Here is a 21,665-nt window from a genome sequence, read left to right on the forward strand (position 1 = left end):
AAAGAAATCAAGGACCTGATCGGCGATTCCGTGGCCCAGGTGGAAGCGGGCAGCAAGCTGGTGGAGCAGGCCGGCTTCACCATGAGCGAAGTGGTGGACAGCATCCAGCGCGTGACCGACATCATGAGCGAGATCAGCACCGCCAGCGCAGAGCAGAGCGACGGTATCGAGCAGGTCAACCGCGCCATCTCCGAGATGGACGGCGTGACGCAGCAGAATGCAGCGCTGGTGGAAGAAGCCAGCGCCGCCGCCGTCTCGCTGCAGCAGCAAGCCGACGCGCTGACGTCCGCCGTCAGCGTGTTCAAGCTGGCCGGTCCAGCGCTTGCCGCTCCCGCCGTGACCAGCACCAAGCGTACCGCGCTGCGCCTTGCCGCTTAATGCATGAATTCCTTCGGGACCCGGCCGCCATGTTCAGCAAGCTTGAACATGACCTGCCGGTACAGCCACGCGTTCATCTTCGCGATGTCGCCGGTATCGCCGGTGTAGTGCAGTTCGTGGGCCAGCTGCTTGCGTGATTCGACACTGCAGTCGAGATCAAGCAGCTTCAGGAAGTCCACGATCGAGGTGCGCCAGTGCAGTTGTTCGCCTGCCAGCTGGGCTTTTTCGCTCAGCACGGCGGCGACGTCCACACTTTCAGCTTCTTTCAGAATCGGCGCAATGGGCGCGGCGGATTGCGGCAGGATCTTGCTGTAGATATTGCTGAGTATGCTCATGGCGGCCTCGCTGTTCTCTATGCATAGGAAAGCTTAGCACTGCCCAGCCGGATTGGAAACACGCCGCGCTTACAGGTTCTCCACTGCAATCATATTGTCGTCCGGCTTGCGGTCGATCAGTTTGTTGTCCGGATCGATGCCCGCCTTGCCGGGACGGCCGTTCACGATCAGCTTGTAGATGTTTTCGTGCTGCTCCACCAGCTTGCGTTCGCGAATCAGCGGATTGCCATCCTTGTCATCCACACCCACTTCGACCAGGTCATGGATTGGGACTTCCTTTTCCGCACCCAGTTCGTCGGCCCGCAGCTTGGAAGAATGCACGATCACCGTGACCTGATACTTTCCGTTCACCAGCTTGTGCGCGACGGCGTTGATGGCGCGGTTATCGTACAGCGTGATGGATTCGAACAGATCGTCCACCAGGTAAGCCATATTCGGCGGTACCAGCTTGCGCAAGCCATCCACCAGCACCGACACGCTCGGATACGGCGCGCTGTGGAAGGCGTATTGTTGTAACAGAGCGGCCAGCAGGGTGTTGACGCGGTCTTCGCCGACCAGGTCCTGCAGCTGGTACATGGCCAGGCTGCCCTTGTGGTAGTGGATATAGCCCTGGTCTTCGTTATCGGCCAGCGGCAGCTCTTTCTTGTTCTCCAGCGCGCGGCCCCACAGATAATTGTTCAGGTCATAGCGCAGGAAGCGGCGCATGCGGGCGGCGCCGAAATTCTTCTTCATCACCATCAGTGCGGAATACTCGGCAAGCGTTTCGCTCAGCACCGTGGAGCCGCGCGTGTTGCCGCCGACCAGCTGGTGGCCCCACCACTGGTGCGCCACTTCGTGTGCCGTGACGTAGAAGGGGTAGTCGATATCCTTCGGATTCTTGTCGTCCACCCTGGCGATAAAGCCCATGCCTTCCGAATACGGAATCGTGTTCGGGAAGGATTGCGCGAACTTCTCGTAGCGCGGGAATTCGACGATGCGCAACGTCTTGTACGGATAGGGGCTGAAGTTCTTGGTGTAGTAATCCAGCGATTCCTTCACGCCTTTCACCATGCGGTCCAGATTGTATTCGTGGCCCGGCTGGTAGTAGATCTCGATACCCACGTCCTGCCACCAGTCGCGCTTTACCGAGTAGCGCGCCGACTGGAAAGCGTAGTAGTTCAGGATGGCGCGATCCATCTTGTAGTGGAAGTAGTGGCGGCCATTGGCGTTCCAGTCCTTGACCAGATTGCCCGGCGCGATCGCGGTCTGGTCGGATGCGGTGCTGACGATGGCGTCGAAATTCACCCAGTCGGCGTCGTTGCTGGCGAAGTTGTCGGCCAGGCCTTTGGGATCGTCACGCGGCAGCGCGCGCTCCTGCGGCGGCAGACCGTGCTTTTTGCGGTCACGCGGATCGCTCAGTTCGGCCTGGCGCTGATAGCCGATGTGGGGCAGGTAGCTGTTGTTGAAGAAGGTGCCGTTGTAGACCACTGGCGTGTCCTTGCCGAGGCCGAGGATGCCGTGCGGTGCGTAGCTGACGCTGAATTCCATCGCCAGTTTTTCTCCCGGCGCCAACGGCTTGTCGAGGCGGTAGCTGTAGAAGCCCAGTTCCGTGTCGTTCAGTACGCGGTGGGTGGTGCGGCTGAAGCGCAGCGGGGCGAAATCGGCGTCCGAGTTCTGCTGCACGTAAATGGTGGAGATGGACTGGGTCGTCTTGTTCTCCAGCGTGTACAAGCCTTTCACGGCCAGCGAGCGCTTTGCCGGCGTGATATCGACGTTCAGCTTTACATCCGTAATGCGTGGCTGTGCAACATCCAGCACCTGCTTGTATTTGCGCTCGTAGGTGGCGCGGTCGACATCGCGATAGAAGACGGTCTTGAAGTCGTTTGCGATGTGCAGGTTGTAGTAGATGATGCCGCCTGCACCGGCAAACAGGAAGAGGCCCAGGCTGAAGGTTGCCAATACCGGCATGGTCAGCGCATGGCGCGCCAGCTGCACGCGCTGGCGCCATTCGGTATTGGAACCACGCGACCAGAAGATCACGGACAACACCACCAGCATCAGCGCGGCGCCCGCCCAGTACAGTTCATACCAGCGCTCGCGCACCAGGAAGTGGCCGTAGCCGTTCATGTCCGAGTAGTGGAATTCCGGCGTCACGCCGTATAGCACCATCGGATGATCGAGGCCCAATGTGGAGAAGGTCAGCGTCGCGATGTAATACACGATCATCACGAAGTAGGCCATGTACTTGTGATTGATCAGCACCTGCGTGGCAATCGCCAGCACAGCCACCAGCATATAGGCCGGCAGCTGGATGGTGAACAGGCACTGGAGATACAAGGCCGGTTGCAGGTTGAAGTAGCCTTTGAACAGCTGGATCAGCATCCCGCAGATCATCACGATGAACATCAGCAGCGCCTGCACGCCGAACAGGCCAAACAGCTTGCCCAGCAAAGGCAGCCAGCTTGGTGTCGGCATCGCATCCATCATCTGTGCCATGCGGTGTTCGCGCTCGCGCCACACCATTTCGCCGGCGTAGAAAGTGGTCACCACCAGCATGAAGAGGGAGAAGGTTTCCGTCACCATTTCCAGCACTTGATAAGTGACAGGATAGGTGGAGGTGCCGAACATCGGCGCCATGTCCAGCGAGCTGGCGAACATGGTCAGCACGCCGGCCAGCACGATGACGAAGAAGTAGATGTTCTTGGTGGTTTCGCGCAGGTTCAGCCAGGAGGAGCGCAGCAGCAGCAGGCCAAGGCTGCGCGCATGGAAGTCGGGCGCTTCCCTGGTGTCGGTGGCTGCGGCGCTCAGGTGCAGCGGCATTTCGCTGTCGCCGCGCGCGGAAGCGCCATTTTCCACCGTACTGACGAAGTGGAAGCGCCAGTAACCGAGCAACAGCGCCACCAGCGCCGCGCCGGACCAGATCAGGCGGTTCAGCAGATACACGCCTTCCACATTCACCATGCGCGTATTGCGTTCGGCGATCGGCCAGTATTCGGTAAGGCGAATCACGGCCGTGGTACCGAAAGGATCGATCAGCGCCGCCAGCGTTTTGTAATCAAGGTCGCGCGCCAGTCCCGGCGCCACGATATAACCGACCAGCATGACCACGCTCGACACGTACACCGGCAGCATGCGCCGCGTTAGCGCAGCCAGCACGAAGAAGATGGCGCCGAAGATGAACAGGTTGGGCAGCAGCGCACCGAAGTAGGGGATCAGGTAAGCCTGTAGATTAAAGGGCGCCAAGCGCTCCGGATCGATGCCCGGCACTTGCGTACCGAGCCAGGTGCCGAAGGGGATGCTGGCAAAGACCACGCACAGCACGGCCAGCGCGCCGATGAAGCGGCCGAACATGTACTGGTATTTGCGGATCGGTGCGCTGAAGAAGAAGTGGTGCGTTTCGTATTCAAAGTCCTGCTGCACCGAGCGGCCCATCATGGCCGCGATCACGATCACGCCGAGGCAGCCGAGGAAAGACGCAGTGAGCAAGATTGAGCGCGGTGCGTCGATCAGCACACGGCCGCCGAAGTTGACGATGGCTTCCTTGAACACGCCACCCGCAGCGGCCATCCACAGGACAGCCAGCAGCGTGAACATGCTGAAATAGACCCAGGTCGAGAACAGCTTCAGGCGCTGCTTCGCTTCAAACAAGGCGATCTGGAACATAGGCGCCTCGTCAGTCGCAGTTGTTGCTGACGTCGTGGCGGCCGAGAATGGTCGCGAAGTACAGGTCTTCCAGGTCGCCGATCGCTTCCTCGAAACCGTCGCCCGGATCGTTGTCGTTGTAGACGTGGATCAGGGTGCGGCCGGACATCAGGCGGGTCGAAATCACGGAGTGGCGCTGCTGGAAGGCAGGCAGTTCGCGCTTGTCGATGAAGCGCGCCCAGATCTTGCAGCTGACATCGTCGATCAGTTGCTGCGTAGGTCCGGAAACGAGCAGTTTGCCCTTGTTGATGATGGCCATGTTGGAACACAGGTCGGCCACGTCGCTCACGATGTGGGTGGACAGCAGTACGGTACGGTCTTCGCCGATATCGGACAGCAGATTGTGGAAGCGCACGCGCTCTTGCGGGTCCAGGCCCGCCGTTGGTTCATCCACGATGATCAGTTTGGGATCACCCAGCAGGGCCTGCGCGATGCCGAAGCGCTGGCGCATGCCGCCGGAGAAGGTGCCGAGGCGCTGGTTGCGTACTTCGAACAGATTGGTTTGCTGCAGCAGGCCGTCCACGACTTCGCGGCGGCGCGAGCGGTGCGACAGGCCTTTCAGGACCGCGAAATGGTCCAGCATTTCGTAGGCCGTGACTTTCGGGTAGACGCCGAAGTCCTGCGGCAGATAGCCCAGCAGGCGGCGGATTTCATCTTTTTCATCCAGCACATCCAGCTCGCCGAAGAAGACGGAGCCGGAATCGCATTCCTGCAGTGTCGCCAGAGTACGCATCAGCGTCGACTTGCCGGCCCCGTTCGGGCCGAGCAGACCAAACATGCCGGCCGGGATGGTGAGCGAGATGTTATCTAGCGCTACCACGCCATTGGCATAGGTCTTCGACAAGTTACGAATGCGTAATTCCATGCTTACTCCTGAATTGATGCTGGTGCAGCGCAGCATGGTGCGCCTGGTGACGAACCATCTATGCTCTTTTCACATGATGGCATTGTATTGAATCCGCGACATACGGGTTGCCCCATTGCGACAGCCGGTGCTTTCGGCAGACCAGATTGCGCTTTCAGGGGAACGGAGCGGGCCATTGGCTGATGGTTTATCACTAAAGTTTCAAGAGTAGCAAGTCCGATACCCTAACGCAAGGCACAAAAAGTATCAGGCTTGATATATATTTGGTCGCTATGGCGATACCTCACCCGAAACTCGATGTTGCGCTGCAGGAGAAAATCCTGGCAGTCACCCGCTGCGGACTAGACAAGTCCGAAGCCACCGGCTTCTTCCGCACCGCGCTTGGCTTGTACTATCTGGCCAGCCTGATGACCAAGGAAACGCTGGATTTCCAGGCCCTGGACAAGGAATTCAACCGTTTCATTTACCGCTCGATCGGACCGGGACACAGCATCACGTCCATCCTGCAGTACATGAGCGGCGGCAAAGTCGTGAAAGTGGTCGAGTCGCCCCGCTTCCAGCGCGCGATGGCCGAATGCTGCCCCGACGTACCGCTCGATTCGATTCCATTTTTGCTAGGCCTGAATCTGGGCGTGGCGAAAGACCTTTCCAAAATCGACGTCCGCGGCCCCGTCGCCGACTGGATCGAGAAGCAGCGCATCCTCAGGGAAGAAGGCGGCCTATAATGTGGTTTTCCGTACAAGCTGGATAAATCATCATGAATCGTCATCACACTCCACTCGATCAATTCATTAGCAGCGCGGATAAGGCATTGCGCGTGCTGGCTGGCGTGGCTTCGGCTTCGCGGCCGACGCCGGCGGCGCATGCGGCGGATGCGGAGATGACGGAGAAGGAGCATAAGCACAGCGCAGGCTTGATGCGCGTGAATCATGTGGGCGAGGTGATGGCGCAGGCGCTCTACAACTCGCAGGCGCGCTTTGCCAAAAGCGATGAGATGCGTCATGCCTTCCAGAAGGCGAGCCGCGAAGAGGAAGATCATCTGGCGTGGACCGCGCAGCGCTTGAAGGAGCTGGGTTCACAGCCGAGCGTATTGAATCCGCTGTTTTATGCGGGCGCGTATGCGCTGGGCACCGCTGCGGCGATGGTGGGCGATAAGCAGTCGCTGGGCTTTGTGGTGGAAACGGAGCGCCAGGTGGAGGCGCATCTGGCCAGCCATCTGGATCGCTTGCCGGAACAGGATGCGAAGTCGCGCGCCATCGTGGAGCAGATGCGCGTTGACGAGATCGCGCATGGACAGGCTGCGCAGGATATGGGCGCGACCAGCACGCCGCTGCCGATTCAGGTGGCGATGAAGGGCATGTCCAAACTCATGACCTCCACTGCTTACTACATCTGACCCGCCGCGCACGCGGCGTCCAGGCTTGCGGAGGGCGGCGCTCGATGGCGCCGGAGGCGGCTGCTTTCAACAGGCGTTTGAATTTCGGGCACTCGGCATGGCTGGGCGCCTTGCACTCGGCCGCGTGGCGCAAGCCGTCGCTCATGGCTTTCAAGCGCTTGATGCGCGCATCGATTTCATCCGCTTTCGCCAGCAGCAGCTTGCGGTCGATAGCGGGCTGTCCTTCCGGATCGAACATCGATCCGATATCGTCCAGCGACAATCCGGCCGACTGGCCGAGCGCGATCAGCGCCAATTGATCCAGCATTTTGGGCGCAAACGTGCGCCGTATGCCGGAGCGTCCCGCCGAGGCAATCAATCCCTTTTGCTCGTAGTAGCGCAGCGTCGATGCCGGTACGCCGGAACGTCTTCCGACTGTTTGGCGAGAATTCCGCCGCGACGCTGGCGCGGCTGGCGTTTCCGAAACCGTGAACGGCAGGTGGCTGCCACGATGTGGCAGCCACCAGGTTCAGGCCGTGGGTTTTGCAAGTGTCAGGCTTCGATGATTTCGAAGCTGTGGGTGATTTCCGCGGTCTTGGCGAGCATGATGCTGGCCGAGCAGTATTTGTCGTGCGACAGCGCGATGGCGCGTTCCACCGTGCTCTGTTTGAGGTTCTTGCCCGTGACGACAAAGTGGAAATTGATCTTGGTGAAAACCTTGGGATCGGCGTCGGCGCGCTCGGCCTGCAAGGTCACGTCGCAGCCGCGCACATCCTCGCGTCCGCGTTTCAGGATCAGTACCACGTCATAGGCGGTGCAGCCGCCGGTGCCCAGCAAAACCATTTCCATCGGACGCGGCGCCAGATTGTGGCCGCCGCCTTCCGGCGCGCCGTCCATCGAGACCATGTGGCCGGAACCGGTCTGGGCGCGGAAACTCATGCCCGACGGGCCATTCCAGCTGACTTTCACTTCCATTACTGTTCTCCGTTAATAGCGTCTCAGCATTATACGGTCATCATGTAACGTTCGCTCTTCATGCGCCGCTCGGTGTACCAGACGCAGACCATGGCCAGCAGCAGGCTGCTGCAGAAGGTCTGGGCGAAGGGCAGGATGCCGATGCTCTGCCCCTTGGCCAGTTCGCGCAACAGCGTCTGGTTGGACAGCACGGGCACCAGATACATCCACCATGCGGTGTTCAGGTTCATCATCGGCACCACGATGACAGGCACAATCGGCACGATCATCGTGAAGCTGACCAGGGTCTGCGCTTCCTTGAAGGAGCGCGCATTGATGGCGAGGGCGATTTCCAGCGCCGCCGCGAACAGCGACAGCGTGGCGGAGGCCAGGCAGACCATGGCGAGGTCGCGCCATTGCAGCCGCCACGACAGGCCGATTTCCTCCAGTGGCAGCCATTTCAGGATACCGTGGGCAATCGCCAGCTCCAGCGTGATGCCGATGATGGACAGAATGGCCGCCGCCAGCCACTTGCCGACAATCAGATCCGCAGGGCGCGCCGGTTGCGCCAGCAGCACTTCCAGCGAGCGGCGTTCGCGTTCGCCTGCCGTGCTGTCCACTGCCGTCGACATGCAGAACATGAAGGCAGGGATGAAGAAGATGCCCAGCATGGTGCTGATGGTATTGGCCGAGCGCGAGGCGCTGGTGCCGGTGTCGTAGTTCTGCACGATCACGGGATTCAGATTGGCCTGCGACACGCCATGTGCCAGCAAGCGCGCGCCTGCAATCTGGCGGCTGTATTCGCGCAGCACCATTTCCACTTCGTCCAGCTTGCGTGCGCTGTCGGACGCCGAGTCAAACCACACCTCCACGCGCGCCGGGCGCATGGCCTTGTAGTTGGCGGTGAATTCGGGCGGCAGACGCAGCACCGCCGTAATGTTTTGCTTGCGCAGTTCTGCGGTGATGCCCTGTTCGTCCATCGGTTCCAGCTCCGTCAGCGTCACGTTGCGCTGTTTGAGCTGATTCATCAGGGTGGGCGCCTGTGCCGCGCCGATCACGGCGATCGACACGCCTTCGCGTTCCGGCCGGGTAGCGCGGTCGATCTGTTTGTGCAGCACGAAGCCGACCAGCATGGGATACATCAGCACGAAGATCACCAGCAGTCCGAGGGCGCGCCGGTCGCGCAGGGTTTCCTTGAATTCCTTGCGCAGAATGATGAGGAATTTGGCTTTCACGGTTCGATCCCTTCCTCGGTGCCGACCAGTTTGACGAAGGCGTCTTCCAGGCTTTCCAGGCCTGCCAGTTCGCATAGCTGCTGCGGCGTGCCTTGGGTGACTGTGCTGCCGCGCGCGATCACGATCACGTCGTCGCAGGAATGGATAACCTCCTGCATCACGTGGGTCGCCATGATGACGCAGCTGCCGTCGGCCTTCAGCGCGGCCAATGCGCGGCGCAGGGCGCGGGTGCTCATCACGTCCAGGCCGCGGCTCGGTTCATCCAGCAGCAGGTGGCGCGGGCGATGCAGTAGCGTGCGCGCCAGCGCGACCTTGATGCGCTGGCCTTGCGAGAAGCCCTTGGCGCGGCGGTCGATGATGTCCTGCAGGGACAGCAGCTCCGTCACTTCCTCAATGCGGCGCACGATGTCTTCCGGCTTCATATCATTCAGCTCACCAAAGTAGGCCAGATATTCGCGCGTGCTCAAACGGTCGTAGAGGCCGAACTGGTCGGTCAGCAGGCCGACGTTGCGGCGCACCGCCATGGGATCGACTGCCGGGTCCACGCCATCGATGGAGATTTCACCGTGATCGCGTTGCAGCAGGCCGACGAGAGTGCGCAGCAATGTGGTCTTGCCGGCGCCATTGGGGCCAAGCAGGGCGGTGATCTTGCCGTCTTCGGCCTTGAAGCTGGCGCCGGCCAGCGCCTGCACTTTGCCGAAATGTTTGCAGAGGTTTTTTACTTCGATCATGGTTGCGGTCCCGCGCTATTGAGCTGGAAGGTCGGCGCCGGAATCTCTTTCAGGCATTCGGCGGCAACGGGCTTGTCCGGCAGGTCCAGGAATTCGCGCAAGAGGCGCGGGCCGCAACCGAGCTGCGACACGATATGGCCGCCGTTGGACACGATCAGGTGCTGGGCGTGCGTCATGTATTGTTTTGCCGCTTCCGCGCGGCGCGGCGGCGTGACGGGATCGAGGGCGCCGGACATCAGCAGCACCGGCGCCTCGATCTTGCTCGGCGTGGTCCAGGGTACGGCGGGAACGTGCATGGTCTCGCACAGTGCACCGATGCGTTCGATCTGCGGCTTGCCAAGGAAGGAATCGCGCGTGTCTTCAGCCAGCAGGGCAGGCGTCAGGCGTGGATAATCTTCAGCGCACACTACGGCCAGATGCAGCGGCATGGCGGGGCCAGCGTCGGCCGCGAAATCGCGCGCCACATTGCTGCGGGCGATGAAAGGCTGCCAGCGGTTCTGGTAAGCGCTATGGATCAGGAAGGGCAGGCGGCGGCTGTCCGCCTGCGAATACAGAATGTTGTGCACCGTGCCGAGGAAGCGGTTGCTGGTCATGCGCACCTGGCGCATTTCGGCGGTACGCGGATCGGGCAGCTCCAGCATCAGCGGCGCCTTGTTCAGTGCCGCCACGATGGATGCGAACTCCGAGCGCAAGGCAGGGAAGGCGCGGGCGCAAGGCTGGTTCTCGGAACATTGCTGGAACAGCTTATCCAGCGCGGCTTGCGCATCACGGCCGCCGGCGGGCACGATCTGGTCCGGCGCCGCCACGCCATCCAGCACCATGGCGCGTACGTGTTCCGGGAACAGCCGCGCATACGTCTGGGCCAAACGGCTGCCGTAAGAGCCGCCCCACAGGTTGATCTGTGCGTAGCCGAGCTTTTTGCGGACCAGGTCGATGTCGCGCGCCGCCGCTTCAGTGGTGTAGTCGGCGTAAGGTTTGTTCAGCGACTTGATGCAATCGCGCGCGTCGGCCAGCGCCTTTTCTTCGCTGATGGTTTCCTCATTCGGTTCGTCCGAGGGGCAATCGAGCTTGCCGGACAGGCCCGTGCCGCGCTGGTCGATCAGCACGATATCGCGCGTGGCGCGCACCTTGCGGAAGGAGGCATTCAGCAGCGGCACCAGATCGCTGCCCGCCTCGCCGGGACCACCGGCCAGCAGGAATAGCGGATCGCGCCGCGCCGATTCGCGCAGGGCAGGGGCCACGGCCACGTGCAGGCTGAGCGTGGCGCCGGCTTGTTTATAATTCAGCGGCACATCGACCCGCAGGCAGCGCAAGGCTTCCTCGGTGCCGGGCAGGTGGCAATCCTTGCCGGGCGCGGGCGTCACCGCGGCGCTGGCCGCCAGCGGCAGCAGGGCAAGGGCAAGAAGCATTAAACGGAGCATAAACGCCTCTCATCAGGACGGTATTCCATACTAGTCCTGCAATATCTTCTTGGCAACGAAACATGCTCAGGCGGACGCCACACTGTGGCTTGACCGGAATTCGTTTGTCGGGCTATAATCGCCAGCTTTCCTTTTCGCTCGGGAAAATCAACACCAATAAGGCTGCGTCCGCTGAAGCACTTGTGCGGAACCACCATTGAGCGTTTTTAAATCTTTCACAGAAAGTCAAAACATGAAAACTTTTTCCGCTAAGGGCCATGAAGTCCAGCGCGATTGGTTCGTGATTGACGCGACGGACAAAGTCCTCGGCCGTGTTGCCAGCGAAGTGGCACGCCGACTGCGCGGCAAGCATAAGCCAGAATTCACCCCTCACGTTGACACCGGCGACTTCATCGTTGTCGTGAACGCAGGCAAACTGCGCGTGACCGGCACCAAGGCAACCGAGAAGACCTACTACCGTCACTCCGGTTACCCAGGCGGCATCTACGAGACCAACTTCCTGAAGATGCAACAGCGCTTCCCGGGCCGTGCCCTGGAAAAAGCTGTTAAAGGCATGCTGCCGAAGGGTCCTCTGGGCTACGCCATGATCAAGAAGCTGAAAGTGTACGCTGAGGGTTCCCACCCGCACGCTGCCCAGCAACCAAAAGCACTCGAATTCTAAGGAACTGACATGATCGGTAACTACAACTACGGCACCGGCCGTCGCAAGAGTGCAGTTGCTCGTGTGTTCATCAAGGTCGGCACTGGCCAGATCATCGTGAACGGCAAGCCTGCTTCGGAATACTTCTCCCGCGAAACCGGCCTGATGGTGATCCGTCAGCCGCTGGAACTGACCGGCAACGTCGAGCGTTTCGACATCAAGGTAAACGTGCATGGCGGCGGTGAGTCCGGCCAGGCAGGTGCAGTGCGCCACGGTATCACCCGCGCTCTGATCGACTACGATGCAGGTCTGAAGGGCGATCTGGCCCGCGCCGGCTTCGTAACCCGTGACGCTCGTGAAGTTGAGCGTAAAAAAGTGGGTCTGCGCAAAGCACGTCGCGCAAAGCAGTTCTCGAAGCGTTAATTCGTTTCTTACAGCGCTCGACGCTGTGCAAAAGGCCGCTGGTTTACTCCAGCGGCTTTTTTTCCATCTGGCGCACCAATTTTTCAACGCTGATAAAATGGGCGCCTCAAACAACCCCATATTTTGCAAGGAAAGAACATGATCAAAGTTGGCATCGTCGGCGGCACCGGTTACACCGGAGTGGAACTGCTGCGATTGTTGGCCGTCCACCCTCAAGTGCAGCTGACGGCAATTACGTCGCGCAAGGAAGATGGCCTGCCAGTAGCTGACATGTATCCTTCCCTGCGCGGTCGCGTGAACCTGGCGTTCTCGGCGCCGGACAAGGTCGACCTGACCCAGTGCGACGTGGTGTTCTTTGCCACCCCGCATGGCGTCGCCATGGCCCAGGCGCCTGATCTGCTGGCCAAAGGCGTGAAAGTGATCGACCTGGCTGCCGACTTCCGCATCAAGGACCGCGCCGTCTTCGAAAAGACGTACAAGATCGACCACACCGCGCCTGAGCTGCTGGAGCAAGCCGTGTACGGCCTGCCGGAGCTGAACCGCGAAGACATCAAGCAAGCCAATCTGATCGCCAACCCGGGCTGCTATCCGACCACCATGCAGCTGGGCTTTGTGCCGCTGCTGAAGGCCGGCCTGATCGATGCGGGCCATCTGATCGCCGACTGTAAATCCGGCGTGTCCGGTGCTGGCCGCAAGGCCGAGATCGGCATTCTGTTCTCTGAATCGTCCGACAACTTCAAGGCTTACGGCGTGGGCGGCCACCGCCACACCCCGGAAACCGCAGCCCAGCTGCAGCGTTTCACTTCGGACAAAGTCAACCTGATCTTCACGCCGCACCTGGTGCCGATGATCCGTGGCATGCATTCGACCCTGTATGGCCGCCTGACCAAGGAAATCTCGAATGAAGAGCTGCAGAAGCTGTTCGAAGACAGCTACAAGGATCAGCCGTTCGTGGATGTGATGCCGTTCGGCTCGCATCCGGAAACCCGCTCCACCCGCGGCGCCAATATGCTGCGCCTGGCCCTGCATCGCCACGGCGACACCGTGATCGTGCTGGTGGTGCAGGACAATCTGGTCAAAGGCGCGTCCGGCCAGGCCGTGCAGTGTATGAATCTGATGTTCGGCCTGTCGGAAGGCATGGGCCTGGAAACCATCGCCCTGATGCCGTAAGTGACGACTGTAGAAGAGGTGCGCGCGCCGTTGCTGGCGCGTGTGCTGGGTATTTCCGCCGTTCTGGTGATGGGTGGCGTGCTGATTGTCTGGGGCGTCGATCTGGGCAAGCGCCTGATGGGTGTCAGTTCGGGCGAGTCCGGGCCGGCGGTATCGAAGCAGTTGGCGGCCACCGAAGTCGAACTGGCGCGGATGACGGCTGAGCGCGATGCGCTGGAAGAAAAGCTGAAGGCGGCCCAGGCTGCTTCTGCTTCTGCCGGTGCAACGGCTTCCGCGTCCGCCAGCACTGCGTTCAACGGCGTGGCCGAGGGCGAGCTGGAGAAAATGACGGCCGACCTGGCGTTGCTGGAATCGGTGCTGCCGCCGGTGGCGAAAGGCGAAGGCCTGATCATCCGTGGCATGCAAGCGCGCATGGCCTCGCCGAAGCTGTTGCATTACACGGTTTTGCTCTCATATGGGACGAAGAAAACCCATCCATCGTTCGAAGGCCGGCTGAAGCTGGCGGTGACGGTGAAGATCGATGGCAAGAAATCCGTGCTGGAGTTCCCCAAAGAGGGAGCTGAACGTTACGACATCAAGGTGGCGCGTTATCAGCGGGTCGACGGAACGCTGGAACTGCCGGACGGAGCGGAAGCGCTGTCGGCAAAAGTCACGATGTCGGAAAAAGGTAAAGTTGTTGTATCCGAAACAACAACAGTGGTACAAAGCGGCCAGCCACGGCTTGGTCTATAATGGTTCAACTGAATTTAGCTAGGAGTAACACATGACTGCAGTAGCCGAAGCGCAAGACGTAATCCCAGCGCCGATCGTATTCACCGATGCGGCCGCTGAAAAAGTAGCGCAACTGATCGAAGAAGAGGGCAATCCTGACCTGAAACTGCGCGTATTCGTGCAGGGCGGCGGCTGCTCCGGCTTCCAGTATGGCTTCACCTTCGACGAAATCGTGAACGAAGACGACACCACGATGATGAAGAACGGCGTCCAGCTGCTGATCGACTCGATGAGCTACCAGTACCTGGTGGGCGCTGAGATCGACTACAAGGACGACCTGGAAGGCGCGCAATTCGTGATCAAGAACCCGCAAGCCACCTCGACCTGCGGCTGCGGCTCCTCCTTCAGCGTTTAACGCGCCCGGGGCGCCTCCGCGCGCCCCAGCACCCTGGGGGCAACCCTGGGGTCAGATCCGACATTCGGACATTTTCGCGACCCTGCTTAACGCGGGTACAGCGCTCCCAGTACGCGCTCGCCCCGCGCTCCCGTCACAGCCGGCAGATTGCCCGGCTGACGCTCCCCAAATCTGAATGCCAGCCAGGCGAACGCCAGCGCTTCCACGCGGTTTGGCGGCACGCCTAGCGCATCTGTTGAATTCACCGTAACGTTGCTGCCCAGCTCGGCTTCCAGCTCGCGCTTGAGCGTGGCATTGTAAGCGCCCCCGCCGCAGAGGTAGACGGCGTCGGTCTTGTATTCCTTGATGGCGTTGGCCAGGCTGACGGCGGTAAGGCGGGTGAGCGTGAACATGACATCTTCGGGCGCAGCGCCGGCGAAGGGGCGCAGCTTGTCGTCGAGCCAGTCGGCGTGGAAGAGGTCGCGGCCGGTGGACTTCGGCGCTGGCTGGGCGAAGTAGGGCTCGGATAACAACACTGACAGCAGGCCAGGTACCTCCTTGCCAGTGGCGGCCCAGGCGCCGTCCGCATCATATTCCTTGCCTTGATGACGGTCGATCCAGGCATCCATCAGCACATTGCCGGGGCCGGTGTCGAAACCGGTGACCTGGCCATTCGCATGCAGCACCGAGATATTGCCGATACCGCCGATATTCGCCAGCACGCGCGTTTGCCCCTTTTCCCCGAACATGGCGTGGTGAAAAGCGGGAACGAGCGGGGCGCCTTGTCCACCCGCGGCGATATCCCGGCTGCGAAAATCGGCGATTACGTCAATGCCGCACAGCTCGGCCACCAGGGCGGGATTATTGGTTTGCCGCGTGAAGCCCAGCTCCGGACGATGGCGAATGGTCTGGCCATGCACGCCCACTGCGCGCACGTCGGCCGCTTTCATATCACCTTTGACCAGTAACTCGGCCACGCACTCGGCATAGATCGCTGCCAGCTGATTCGCTGCCAGCGCTTCGCGTTCGAGTTCGTTGGGAGACGCGGCCTGCAAGGCCATCAGTTCAGCGCGCAGTGCTGCGGGAAAGGCCACATAGGCCGCGGACATGGTGCGCGCGGCGCCTGCCCAAAAGTCCACCAGCACGCCATCCACGCCGTCGAGGCTGGTGCCCGACATCAGACCGATATATAAGCTCATGCAGATCTCCGCGACAAAGTGCACCTATTGTGCACGATGTCGGGGGAGCTACAAAAGAAAGAGTCTCAAAAATGTCCGAATGTCGGATCTGACCCCAGGGTCGAATGTCGGATCTGACCCCAGGGTGGAGGGCGGTTATTTGGCGGCGAGGGTGCTGACGGAGCCGGCGGGGCGCAGCAGGGCGAAGCGATGGATCATGTCGCCAGCCACGGATTTGAAGCGGGACATTTCAGCAGCCGTCAGCGGGGCCTGGGCCTGGATGTTCAGGTTGCCTGGATCTTTGGCTTCACCCGCCACACGGAACTCGTAGTGCAAGTGAGCGCCAGTCGACCAGCCGGTGGTGCCAACATAACCAATCACATCGCCTTGCGACACTTTCTGACCCTTCTTCAGGCCGGACGCAAAGCGGCTCATGTGCGCATACGCGGTGGTGTAGTTATTCCAGTGCTTCAGCACGACCACATTGCCGTAGCCGCCTTGTACACCAGCGAAATCAACCGTACCATCGCCCGCCGCGCGGATCGGGGTGCCGATCGCTGCCGCGAAGTCGATGCCTTTGTGCTGCTTCCACTGGCCCGAAATCGGGTGCACGCGCATCGAGAAACCGGACGAAATACGCGAGAATTCCAGCGGCGATTTCAGGAAGGCTTTCTTCAGCGATTTGCCGTCGAAGCTGTAGTAGCCGCCGCCGGACTTGGTGGTCGGATCTTCAAACCACACGCTCTGGTAAGTCGTGCCCTTGTTGCTGAACTCACCCGCCAGAATGCGGCCTGCGCGCACGAACTCGCCGTCCTGCCAGAAGGTTTCGTAGACCACGTTAAAACGGTCGCCGCGCTTCAGGTCGGAGCGGAAGTCGATATTGGTCGAGAACATTTCCACGATCTGCGCCACAACGGAGTCCGGCAGACGGGTGCCGTCGGCGCTGGAGTCGGTTGCTGCGAACAGGGTGGTGGTGATTTCGCGGGCGTGCATTTCGACACGGCGTTCCAGCTGTGCGGGAACTTCTTCGGCCGTGAAGTTGTCACCCTTGCGGGTAACAGCGATATTCTTGACAGGGTTATCCTTGCCATCGACAACGGTGGCGCGCAGCCACATCAGGTTGCCGTCTTCGTCGGTCTGGGCTTGTACGCGTTTGCCGGTGCGCAGCTGCATCACGGCCTTGGCAACCTTGTCCTTTTTGATAAAGGTTTCGGCTGCTTCATCTTCCACACCGAGGCGCGTCATCAGAGTGGCGAGGGTATCGCCGGCGCGGATCTTCTCTTCGTGGATGTAGGTCTGGGTGCTGTCCTGCTTTTCGAGGGCTGCGATCTGTTGCGACAGGTCGGGCAGTTGGATGTCTTGGGCAATGGTCTTGACGGGCAGGTCGCTCGCGTCAGGCGCGAGCGGCGCCACGCCGGCCGCACCAAAAGCGCAAACCGCCAGGAACAGGGCGGAGGCGCTGATGATACGCGCCTTGCGCGTCGAACCTAGCAGATTGTACAAGCCGGAGCTTGTGAACTTGTTTATAGGGTTCATGCAATCAGTTAAAATTTGCCGCTTGAACTTTTAGGATTCTTGTTATTTCGCTCTAAGTTATTGATTTGTCTCGTTTTCGACGGGCAACATTGATGGGATCGGGCATTATAACAGGGTCCGCAGGCGCCACAACAATTTGAGAGAATTTCGTTAAACATGGATACGAACACCGCTTCGCCACAGAAGGCGACCGCCCCGAACCTCCCCTTGTCTGACAAGGTGCAGGAAGCCCTCGCCATCACCAAACGCGGCGTCGATGAACTGATCGTCGAAAGCGAGTTCGCTCAAAAGCTGGCCCGCTCCGAGCAGTCCGGCGTGCCGCTGCGCATCAAGCTGGGCCTGGACCCGACCGCGCCGGACCTGCACCTCGGCCACACCGTGGTGCTGAATAAAATGCGCCAGCTGCAGAATCTTGGCCATCAGGTGATCTTCCTGATCGGTGACTTCACCTCGATGATCGGCGACCCGTCCGGCCGCAATGTGACCCGTCCGCCGCTGACCCGCGAGCAGATCGAGCTGAACGCCCAGACTTATTTCAAGCAGGCTTCGCTGGTGCTGGACGCGGCCAAGACTGAAATCCGCTACAACTCCGAGTGGTGCGATCCGCTGGGCGCGCGCGGCATGATCCAGCTCGCTTCGCGCTACACCGTGGCGCGCATGATGGAACGCGACGACTTCGCCAAGCGCTTCAAGAATGGGACGCCGATTTCGGTCCACGAGTTCCTCTACCCGCTGATGCAGGGCTATGACTCGGTCGCACTGAAAGCCGACCTGGAGCTGGGCGGCACCGACCAGAAGTTCAACCTGCTGGTGGGCCGCGAGCTGCAGAAGGACTACGGCCAGGAACAGCAGTCGGTGCTGACCATGCCGCTGCTGGAAGGCCTGGATGGCGTCGATAAGATGTCCAAGTCCAAGAACAACTACATCGGCATTACCGAACCGGCCAATACCATGTTCGCCAAAGTGATGTCGATTTCCGACGTCATGATGTGGCGTTATTACGAGCTGCTGTCCTGGAAGTCGATCGAGGACGTCGCCGCGCTGAAGAAAGCCATCGAAGGCGGCGTCAATCCGCGCGATGCCAAGGTGGCGCTGGCGCAGGAAATCGTGGAGCGCTTCCACTCGCGCCAGGCGGCTGAAGATGCGCTGGCCGACTTCGTGAACCGCTCCAAGGGCGGCATTCCGGACGACGTGCCGGAAGTTGCCGTGTCCGGCGCGCCGATCGGCATTGGCCAGCTGCTGAAGCAGACTAATCTGTGCGCTTCGACTTCCGAAGCGCTGCGCATGATCGACCAGGGCGGCGTGCGTATCGACGGCACTGTCGTCAGCGATAAGGCACTGAAAGTGGACGCCGGCACCTTTGTGCTGCAAGTCGGCAAGCGCAAGTTCGCGAAAGTGACGCTGTCAGCATGATCGGCCTGCTGCAACGTGTAACGTCCGCCAAGGTGGTCGTCGATGGCGCTACCATTGGCGCGATCGACGGCGGCCTGATGGTGCTGGTGTGCGCAGAAAAGGGCGACACCGAGCGCGAGGCGGACCAACTGCTCACGAAACTCCTGGCGTATCGCGTGTTTTCGGATGACGCTGGTAAGATGAACCGTTCCGTGACCGATGTGGCGGGCGGCCTCTTGCTGGTGCCGCAGTTTACTTTGGCAGCGGATACCAATTCCGGCACACGTCCGTCCTTCTCGCCGGCCGCTTCTCCGGCCGACGGGCAGCGTCTGTTCGATTATTTCGTCAAGCAGGCACGCGCGAAACATGCAGTAGTGGAGACGGGCCAGTTCGGCGCGGACATGAAGGTCTCGCTGACTAATGACGGTCCTGTCACGTTCTGGTTGCAGGTCAACCCTAAACCTGGGGCTGACCCGAGGGTCTGACCCTTGGGGTCTGACCCGGAATTTGGGGTTAAGTATGAAACTCTGGAGCGATTCTTTCAAAGACGGCGGCGCCATTCCCGGCGAGTTCGCTTTCGCGGTCAAGGACCCGGCCACCCATGTGCGCCTGTCGTCCAACCGCAATCCGCATCTGGCCTGGGACGATGTGCCGCCCGGCACCGAATCGCTGGTGCTGCTGGTGATCGACGGCGATGTGCCGAGCGTCGGCACTGATGTGAACCAGGAAGGCAAGACTGTGCCGGCTTCGCTGCCGCGCGTGGATTTCTTCCACTGGTCGCTGATCGATATTCCTTTGTCGCGCAGCTCGATTGCCGCTGGCGAATTTTCCAGCGCAGTGACGCCGCGCGGCAAGCCGGCTCAGCTGCCTGCGCCGCTGCGTCAGGGCGTCAACGATTACACCGGCTGGTTCGCGGGCGATAAGGATATGTCCGGCGATTACTACGGCTTCGATGGTCCGTGCCCGCCGTGGAACGACGAGCTGGTGCACCACTACTTCTTCCGCATTTATGCGCTGGATGTGCCGCGCCTGGAGCTGAAAGGCCGCTTTACCGGCCAGGATGTGATCGAGGCCATCCACGGCCATATTCTCGATGAGGCGCAATTCATCGGTACCTACACGCTGCGCTAAATGAATACACGCATCATCCTGATCCGTCACGGCGAGACGGCGTGGAACGCTGTGCGCCGCTTGCAGGGCCACATCGATATTCCCTTGAGCGAAGTCGGCGAGCGCCAGGCCCTGGCGCTGGGCCGCGCGCTGGCGTCCGAATCGATCGACGTCATTGTGTCCAGCGACCTCGGCCGCGCCCGCCAGACGGCGGAAGCGGTGGTGGCCCACCACAAGCTTGCCCTGCAAATCGATCCAGCCTTGCGCGAGCGCGCCTATGGCGTGTTCGAAGGACTTTTGTATACCGAGATCGCCGAGCGATATCCGGTCGAGTTCGCCGAGTGGCAGGCGCGCGACGTGGATTCCATCATGCCGCACGGCGACCGCTTTGCTGAAAGCTTCCATCAGTTCTACGACCGTTGCATCGGCGCCATAGCGCGCTGGGCCGGTGAATGGCAAGGGAAAACGATTGCCCTGGTGGCCCACGGTGGCGTGCTGGAATGCGCTTACCGCGCGGCCAACAGCATGGCGCTCGACAGCCCGCGCGACTTCCAGGTGAAGAACGCCAGCATCAATCGCTTCATTTTTGAAGCGTCAAAGCTGGGTTTGGAACAATGGGGCGATGTGGCTCACTTGCAAACTGCATCCATAGATGACTTGTGATGCACGTTCGTACTTAAATTTTCCTCAAGAAAACACTGTTTCATAACGCCTAAGCTGCACACTTGCCGTTTAAATAAAAAATAGTGCTTATTATTTGTGCAGAGCTTCGGTTAGAATTACCGGTTTCTCCGCTCACTTTTGGACCCTGCCAGTGCAAATCGGACCGCATTTACTCCGAAATAACGTTTTCGTTGCCCCCATGGCGGGAGTAACGGATCGTCCTTTCCGTCAACTGTGCAAGGAGCTGGGCGCGGGCTATGCGGTATCCGAAATGGCCGCGTCCAACCCGCGTCTGTGGGCCAGCGAAAAGAGTTCGCGCCGCATCGATCACGCGGGCGAAATGGAACCGAAAGCCGTGCAGATCGCCGGCGCCGACCCGGTTGAGCTGGCCGATTGCGCCAAGTTCAATGTGGACAAGGGCGCCCAGATCATCGACATCAATATGGGTTGCCCGGTCAAAAAAGTTTGCAACAACTGGTGCGGCTCCGCACTGTTGCAATTCGAAGACGTGGTTGAGCGCATCCTGAATACCGTCGTGCCGGCGGTCGACGTGCCGGTCACGCTGAAATTCCGCACCGGCTGGAACCGTGAAAACAAGAACGCTCTGCGCATTGCGCGCATCGCCGAGCAGGCCGGCATCCAGATGCTGACGCTGCATGGCCGCACCCGGGCCGACGGCTATACCGGCGACGCCGAATACGACACCATCGCCGCAGTGAAAGCCTCCGTGAAGATTCCGGTGGTGGCCAACGGCGATATCACCACTCCGGACAAAGCACGCTACGTGCTGGATAAAACCGGCGCCGACGCCATCATGATTGGCCGCGCCGCGCAGGGCCGTCCCTGGATTTTCCGCGAGATCGACCATTTCCTGCGCACCGGCGAATACCTGCCGGCGCCGCTGGTGGCCGAAGTCCGCAAGCTCATGCACGAACACCTGTGCGCCCATTACGCCTTCTACGGCGAATACCTGGGCGTGCGAACCGCGCGCAAGCATATCGGCTGGTATGTGCGCGACCTCCCAGGCGGGGAGGCCTTCCGTCAGGAAATGAACCGTCTCGAATCGACCGAAGAGCAATTGCGCGCGGTCGACAGCTTCTTTGAATCCCAATGGAAGTATGGTGAGCGGTTACAATACCGCCTCGCCGAAGAACAGCTAGCCGCCTGACCGGCGCTGGCAATGGCAAAAAATTTAGTAGAATGACAATAAAATGAGCAAAGAAAGTATCCAGGAAGTCGTCCAGAAAAGCCTAGAAGACTACTTCAATGACCTGGGTGAGCAGCAGGCTTCGAATATCTACGACATGGTCGTCATGACCGTTGAGCGCCCCATCCTCGAAGTGGTGATGACGCGCGCCGATGGCAACCAGTCGCATGCCGCCCAGATGCTCGGCATTAACCGCAATACTTTGCGCAAGAAGTTACAGGAACACGGCCTGCTGTAAGGCCCTTACTACCGTCCGGCTCCCAATG

Annotated in this window: 23 protein-coding genes and 1 pseudogene; 14 read left to right on the forward strand and 10 right to left on the reverse strand. The window is 60.5% G+C overall.

Features of this window, described 5'->3' with window-relative positions; all coding sequences use genetic code 11:
• Positions 1-378 (forward strand): methyl-accepting chemotaxis protein (locus AB4Z19_RS13185; RefSeq protein WP_442035405.1); only part of this gene is annotated, 378 nt, incomplete at its 5' end.
• Here AB4Z19_RS13185 and AB4Z19_RS13190 read toward each other — a convergent pair.
• The 3 genes from AB4Z19_RS13190 to AB4Z19_RS13200 all read right to left on the reverse strand — a co-directional run bounded on the left by AB4Z19_RS13190 (position 375) and on the right by AB4Z19_RS13200 (position 5,259).
• Positions 375-713, reverse strand: coding sequence for a DUF3597 domain-containing protein (locus AB4Z19_RS13190; RefSeq protein ID WP_442026547.1), 339 nt, complete (start codon positions 711-713; stop codon positions 375-377). The two genes, AB4Z19_RS13185 and AB4Z19_RS13190, sit on opposite strands and share 4 nt — an antisense overlap.
• A gap of 69 nt (positions 714-782) precedes the next feature.
• On the reverse strand, positions 783-4,355 hold the full coding sequence (locus AB4Z19_RS13195) for a M1 family aminopeptidase (RefSeq protein WP_442035406.1): 3,573 nt from the start codon (positions 4,353-4,355) through the stop codon (positions 783-785).
• Positions 4,356-4,365: 10 nt separating this feature from the next.
• Entirely contained in the window at positions 4,366-5,259 is an 894-nt protein-coding gene (locus AB4Z19_RS13200) for an ABC transporter ATP-binding protein (protein WP_442026545.1), read from the reverse strand.
• Positions 5,260-5,531: 272 nt separating this feature from the next.
• Between AB4Z19_RS13200 and AB4Z19_RS13205 the strand changes: the two genes are divergently transcribed.
• Positions 5,532-5,984 (forward strand): hypothetical protein, encoded by a 453-nt coding sequence (locus AB4Z19_RS13205; protein ID WP_442026544.1) that lies wholly within the window; start codon positions 5,532-5,534, stop codon positions 5,982-5,984.
• A gap of 32 nt (positions 5,985-6,016) precedes the next feature.
• Complete coding sequence (gene coq7 / locus AB4Z19_RS13210) at positions 6,017-6,655, forward strand: 2-polyprenyl-3-methyl-6-methoxy-1,4-benzoquinone monooxygenase (RefSeq protein WP_442026543.1); 639 nt, start codon at positions 6,017-6,019, stop codon at positions 6,653-6,655.
• Here coq7 and AB4Z19_RS13215 read toward each other — a convergent pair.
• From AB4Z19_RS13215 to AB4Z19_RS13235, 5 genes and pseudogenes are all read right to left on the reverse strand, one after another.
• Positions 6,627-7,070 (reverse strand): annotated as a pseudogene (locus AB4Z19_RS13215) (helix-turn-helix domain-containing protein); the annotation flags it as partial. The gene coq7 and the pseudogene AB4Z19_RS13215 sit on opposite strands and share 29 nt — an antisense overlap.
• Positions 7,071-7,186: 116 nt before the next feature.
• On the reverse strand, positions 7,187-7,609 hold the full coding sequence (locus AB4Z19_RS13220; RefSeq protein ID WP_442026541.1) for an OsmC family protein: 423 nt from the start codon (positions 7,607-7,609) through the stop codon (positions 7,187-7,189).
• 29 nt (positions 7,610-7,638) lie between these two features.
• A complete protein-coding gene (locus AB4Z19_RS13225) occupies positions 7,639-8,823 on the reverse strand; it encodes an ABC transporter permease (RefSeq protein ID WP_442026540.1) in 1,185 nt (394 codons plus the stop codon).
• On the reverse strand, positions 8,820-9,554 hold the full coding sequence (locus AB4Z19_RS13230; RefSeq protein ID WP_442026539.1) for an ABC transporter ATP-binding protein: 735 nt from the start codon (positions 9,552-9,554) through the stop codon (positions 8,820-8,822). Before AB4Z19_RS13230 ends, AB4Z19_RS13225 begins: the two co-directional genes overlap by 4 nt.
• Positions 9,551-10,963, reverse strand: coding sequence for an alpha/beta fold hydrolase (locus tag AB4Z19_RS13235; RefSeq protein ID WP_442035407.1), 1,413 nt, complete (start codon positions 10,961-10,963; stop codon positions 9,551-9,553). Before AB4Z19_RS13235 ends, AB4Z19_RS13230 begins: the two co-directional genes overlap by 4 nt.
• A gap of 244 nt (positions 10,964-11,207) precedes the next feature.
• Between AB4Z19_RS13235 and rplM the strand changes: the two genes are divergently transcribed.
• The 5 genes from rplM to erpA all read left to right on the forward strand — a co-directional run bounded on the left by rplM (position 11,208) and on the right by erpA (position 14,334).
• The gene (gene rplM / locus AB4Z19_RS13240) at positions 11,208-11,636 is read left to right on the forward strand and encodes a 50S ribosomal protein L13 (protein WP_028102306.1); all 429 of its coding nucleotides are present in this window, start codon (positions 11,208-11,210) and stop codon (positions 11,634-11,636) included.
• 9 nt (positions 11,637-11,645) lie between these two features.
• Entirely contained in the window at positions 11,646-12,038 is a 393-nt protein-coding gene (gene rpsI / locus AB4Z19_RS13245) for a 30S ribosomal protein S9 (RefSeq protein ID WP_107140763.1), read from the forward strand.
• Positions 12,039-12,176: 138 nt separating this feature from the next.
• A complete protein-coding gene (gene argC, locus AB4Z19_RS13250) occupies positions 12,177-13,208 on the forward strand; it encodes an N-acetyl-gamma-glutamyl-phosphate reductase (protein ID WP_442028371.1) in 1,032 nt (343 codons plus the stop codon).
• Positions 13,209-13,940: a DUF6776 family protein gene (locus tag AB4Z19_RS13255; protein ID WP_442028370.1), complete on the forward strand. Its 732-nt coding sequence runs from the start codon at positions 13,209-13,211 to the stop codon at positions 13,938-13,940.
• 31 nt (positions 13,941-13,971) lie between these two features.
• The gene (gene erpA, locus AB4Z19_RS13260; RefSeq protein ID WP_442028368.1) at positions 13,972-14,334 is read left to right on the forward strand and encodes an iron-sulfur cluster insertion protein ErpA; all 363 of its coding nucleotides are present in this window, start codon (positions 13,972-13,974) and stop codon (positions 14,332-14,334) included.
• An 86-nt stretch (positions 14,335-14,420) separates the two neighbouring features.
• Here erpA and AB4Z19_RS13265 read toward each other — a convergent pair whose 3' ends face one another.
• Positions 14,421-15,512: an anhydro-N-acetylmuramic acid kinase gene (locus AB4Z19_RS13265; protein WP_442035408.1), complete on the reverse strand. Its 1,092-nt coding sequence runs from the start codon at positions 15,510-15,512 to the stop codon at positions 14,421-14,423.
• A 135-nt stretch (positions 15,513-15,647) separates the two neighbouring features.
• Entirely contained in the window at positions 15,648-17,027 is a 1,380-nt protein-coding gene (locus tag AB4Z19_RS13270; RefSeq protein ID WP_442035409.1) for a peptidoglycan DD-metalloendopeptidase family protein, read from the reverse strand.
• A gap of 156 nt (positions 17,028-17,183) precedes the next feature.
• Here AB4Z19_RS13270 and tyrS point away from each other — a divergent pair, with 156 nt between their 5' ends.
• From tyrS to AB4Z19_RS13300, 6 genes are all read left to right on the forward strand, one after another.
• The gene (gene tyrS, locus AB4Z19_RS13275; protein ID WP_442022756.1) at positions 17,184-18,440 is read left to right on the forward strand and encodes a tyrosine--tRNA ligase; all 1,257 of its coding nucleotides are present in this window, start codon (positions 17,184-17,186) and stop codon (positions 18,438-18,440) included.
• Entirely contained in the window at positions 18,437-18,904 is a 468-nt protein-coding gene (gene dtd, locus AB4Z19_RS13280; RefSeq protein WP_442022757.1) for a D-aminoacyl-tRNA deacylase, read from the forward strand. Before tyrS ends, dtd begins: the two co-directional genes overlap by 4 nt.
• A 34-nt stretch (positions 18,905-18,938) precedes the next feature.
• Positions 18,939-19,550, forward strand: coding sequence for a YbhB/YbcL family Raf kinase inhibitor-like protein (locus tag AB4Z19_RS13285; protein WP_442035410.1), 612 nt, complete (start codon positions 18,939-18,941; stop codon positions 19,548-19,550).
• A complete protein-coding gene (locus AB4Z19_RS13290) occupies positions 19,551-20,192 on the forward strand; it encodes a histidine phosphatase family protein (protein ID WP_442022759.1) in 642 nt (213 codons plus the stop codon). It abuts the gene before it with no gap.
• Positions 20,193-20,343: 151 nt separating this feature from the next.
• Positions 20,344-21,360 carry a tRNA dihydrouridine synthase DusB gene (gene dusB / locus AB4Z19_RS13295; protein ID WP_442022760.1) on the forward strand — a complete coding sequence of 339 codons (1,017 nt, stop codon included), beginning with the start codon at positions 20,344-20,346 and terminating at the stop codon, positions 21,358-21,360.
• 43 nt (positions 21,361-21,403) lie between these two features.
• The gene (locus tag AB4Z19_RS13300) at positions 21,404-21,637 is read left to right on the forward strand and encodes a helix-turn-helix domain-containing protein (protein WP_395405666.1); all 234 of its coding nucleotides are present in this window, start codon (positions 21,404-21,406) and stop codon (positions 21,635-21,637) included.
• The last annotated feature ends 28 nt before the right edge of the window (positions 21,638-21,665 follow it).

Origin of the sequence: Pseudoduganella sp. RAF19 (assembly GCF_052114165.1) — a bacterium.
Classification (GTDB): Bacteria; Pseudomonadota; Gammaproteobacteria; order Burkholderiales; family Burkholderiaceae_D; genus Rugamonas.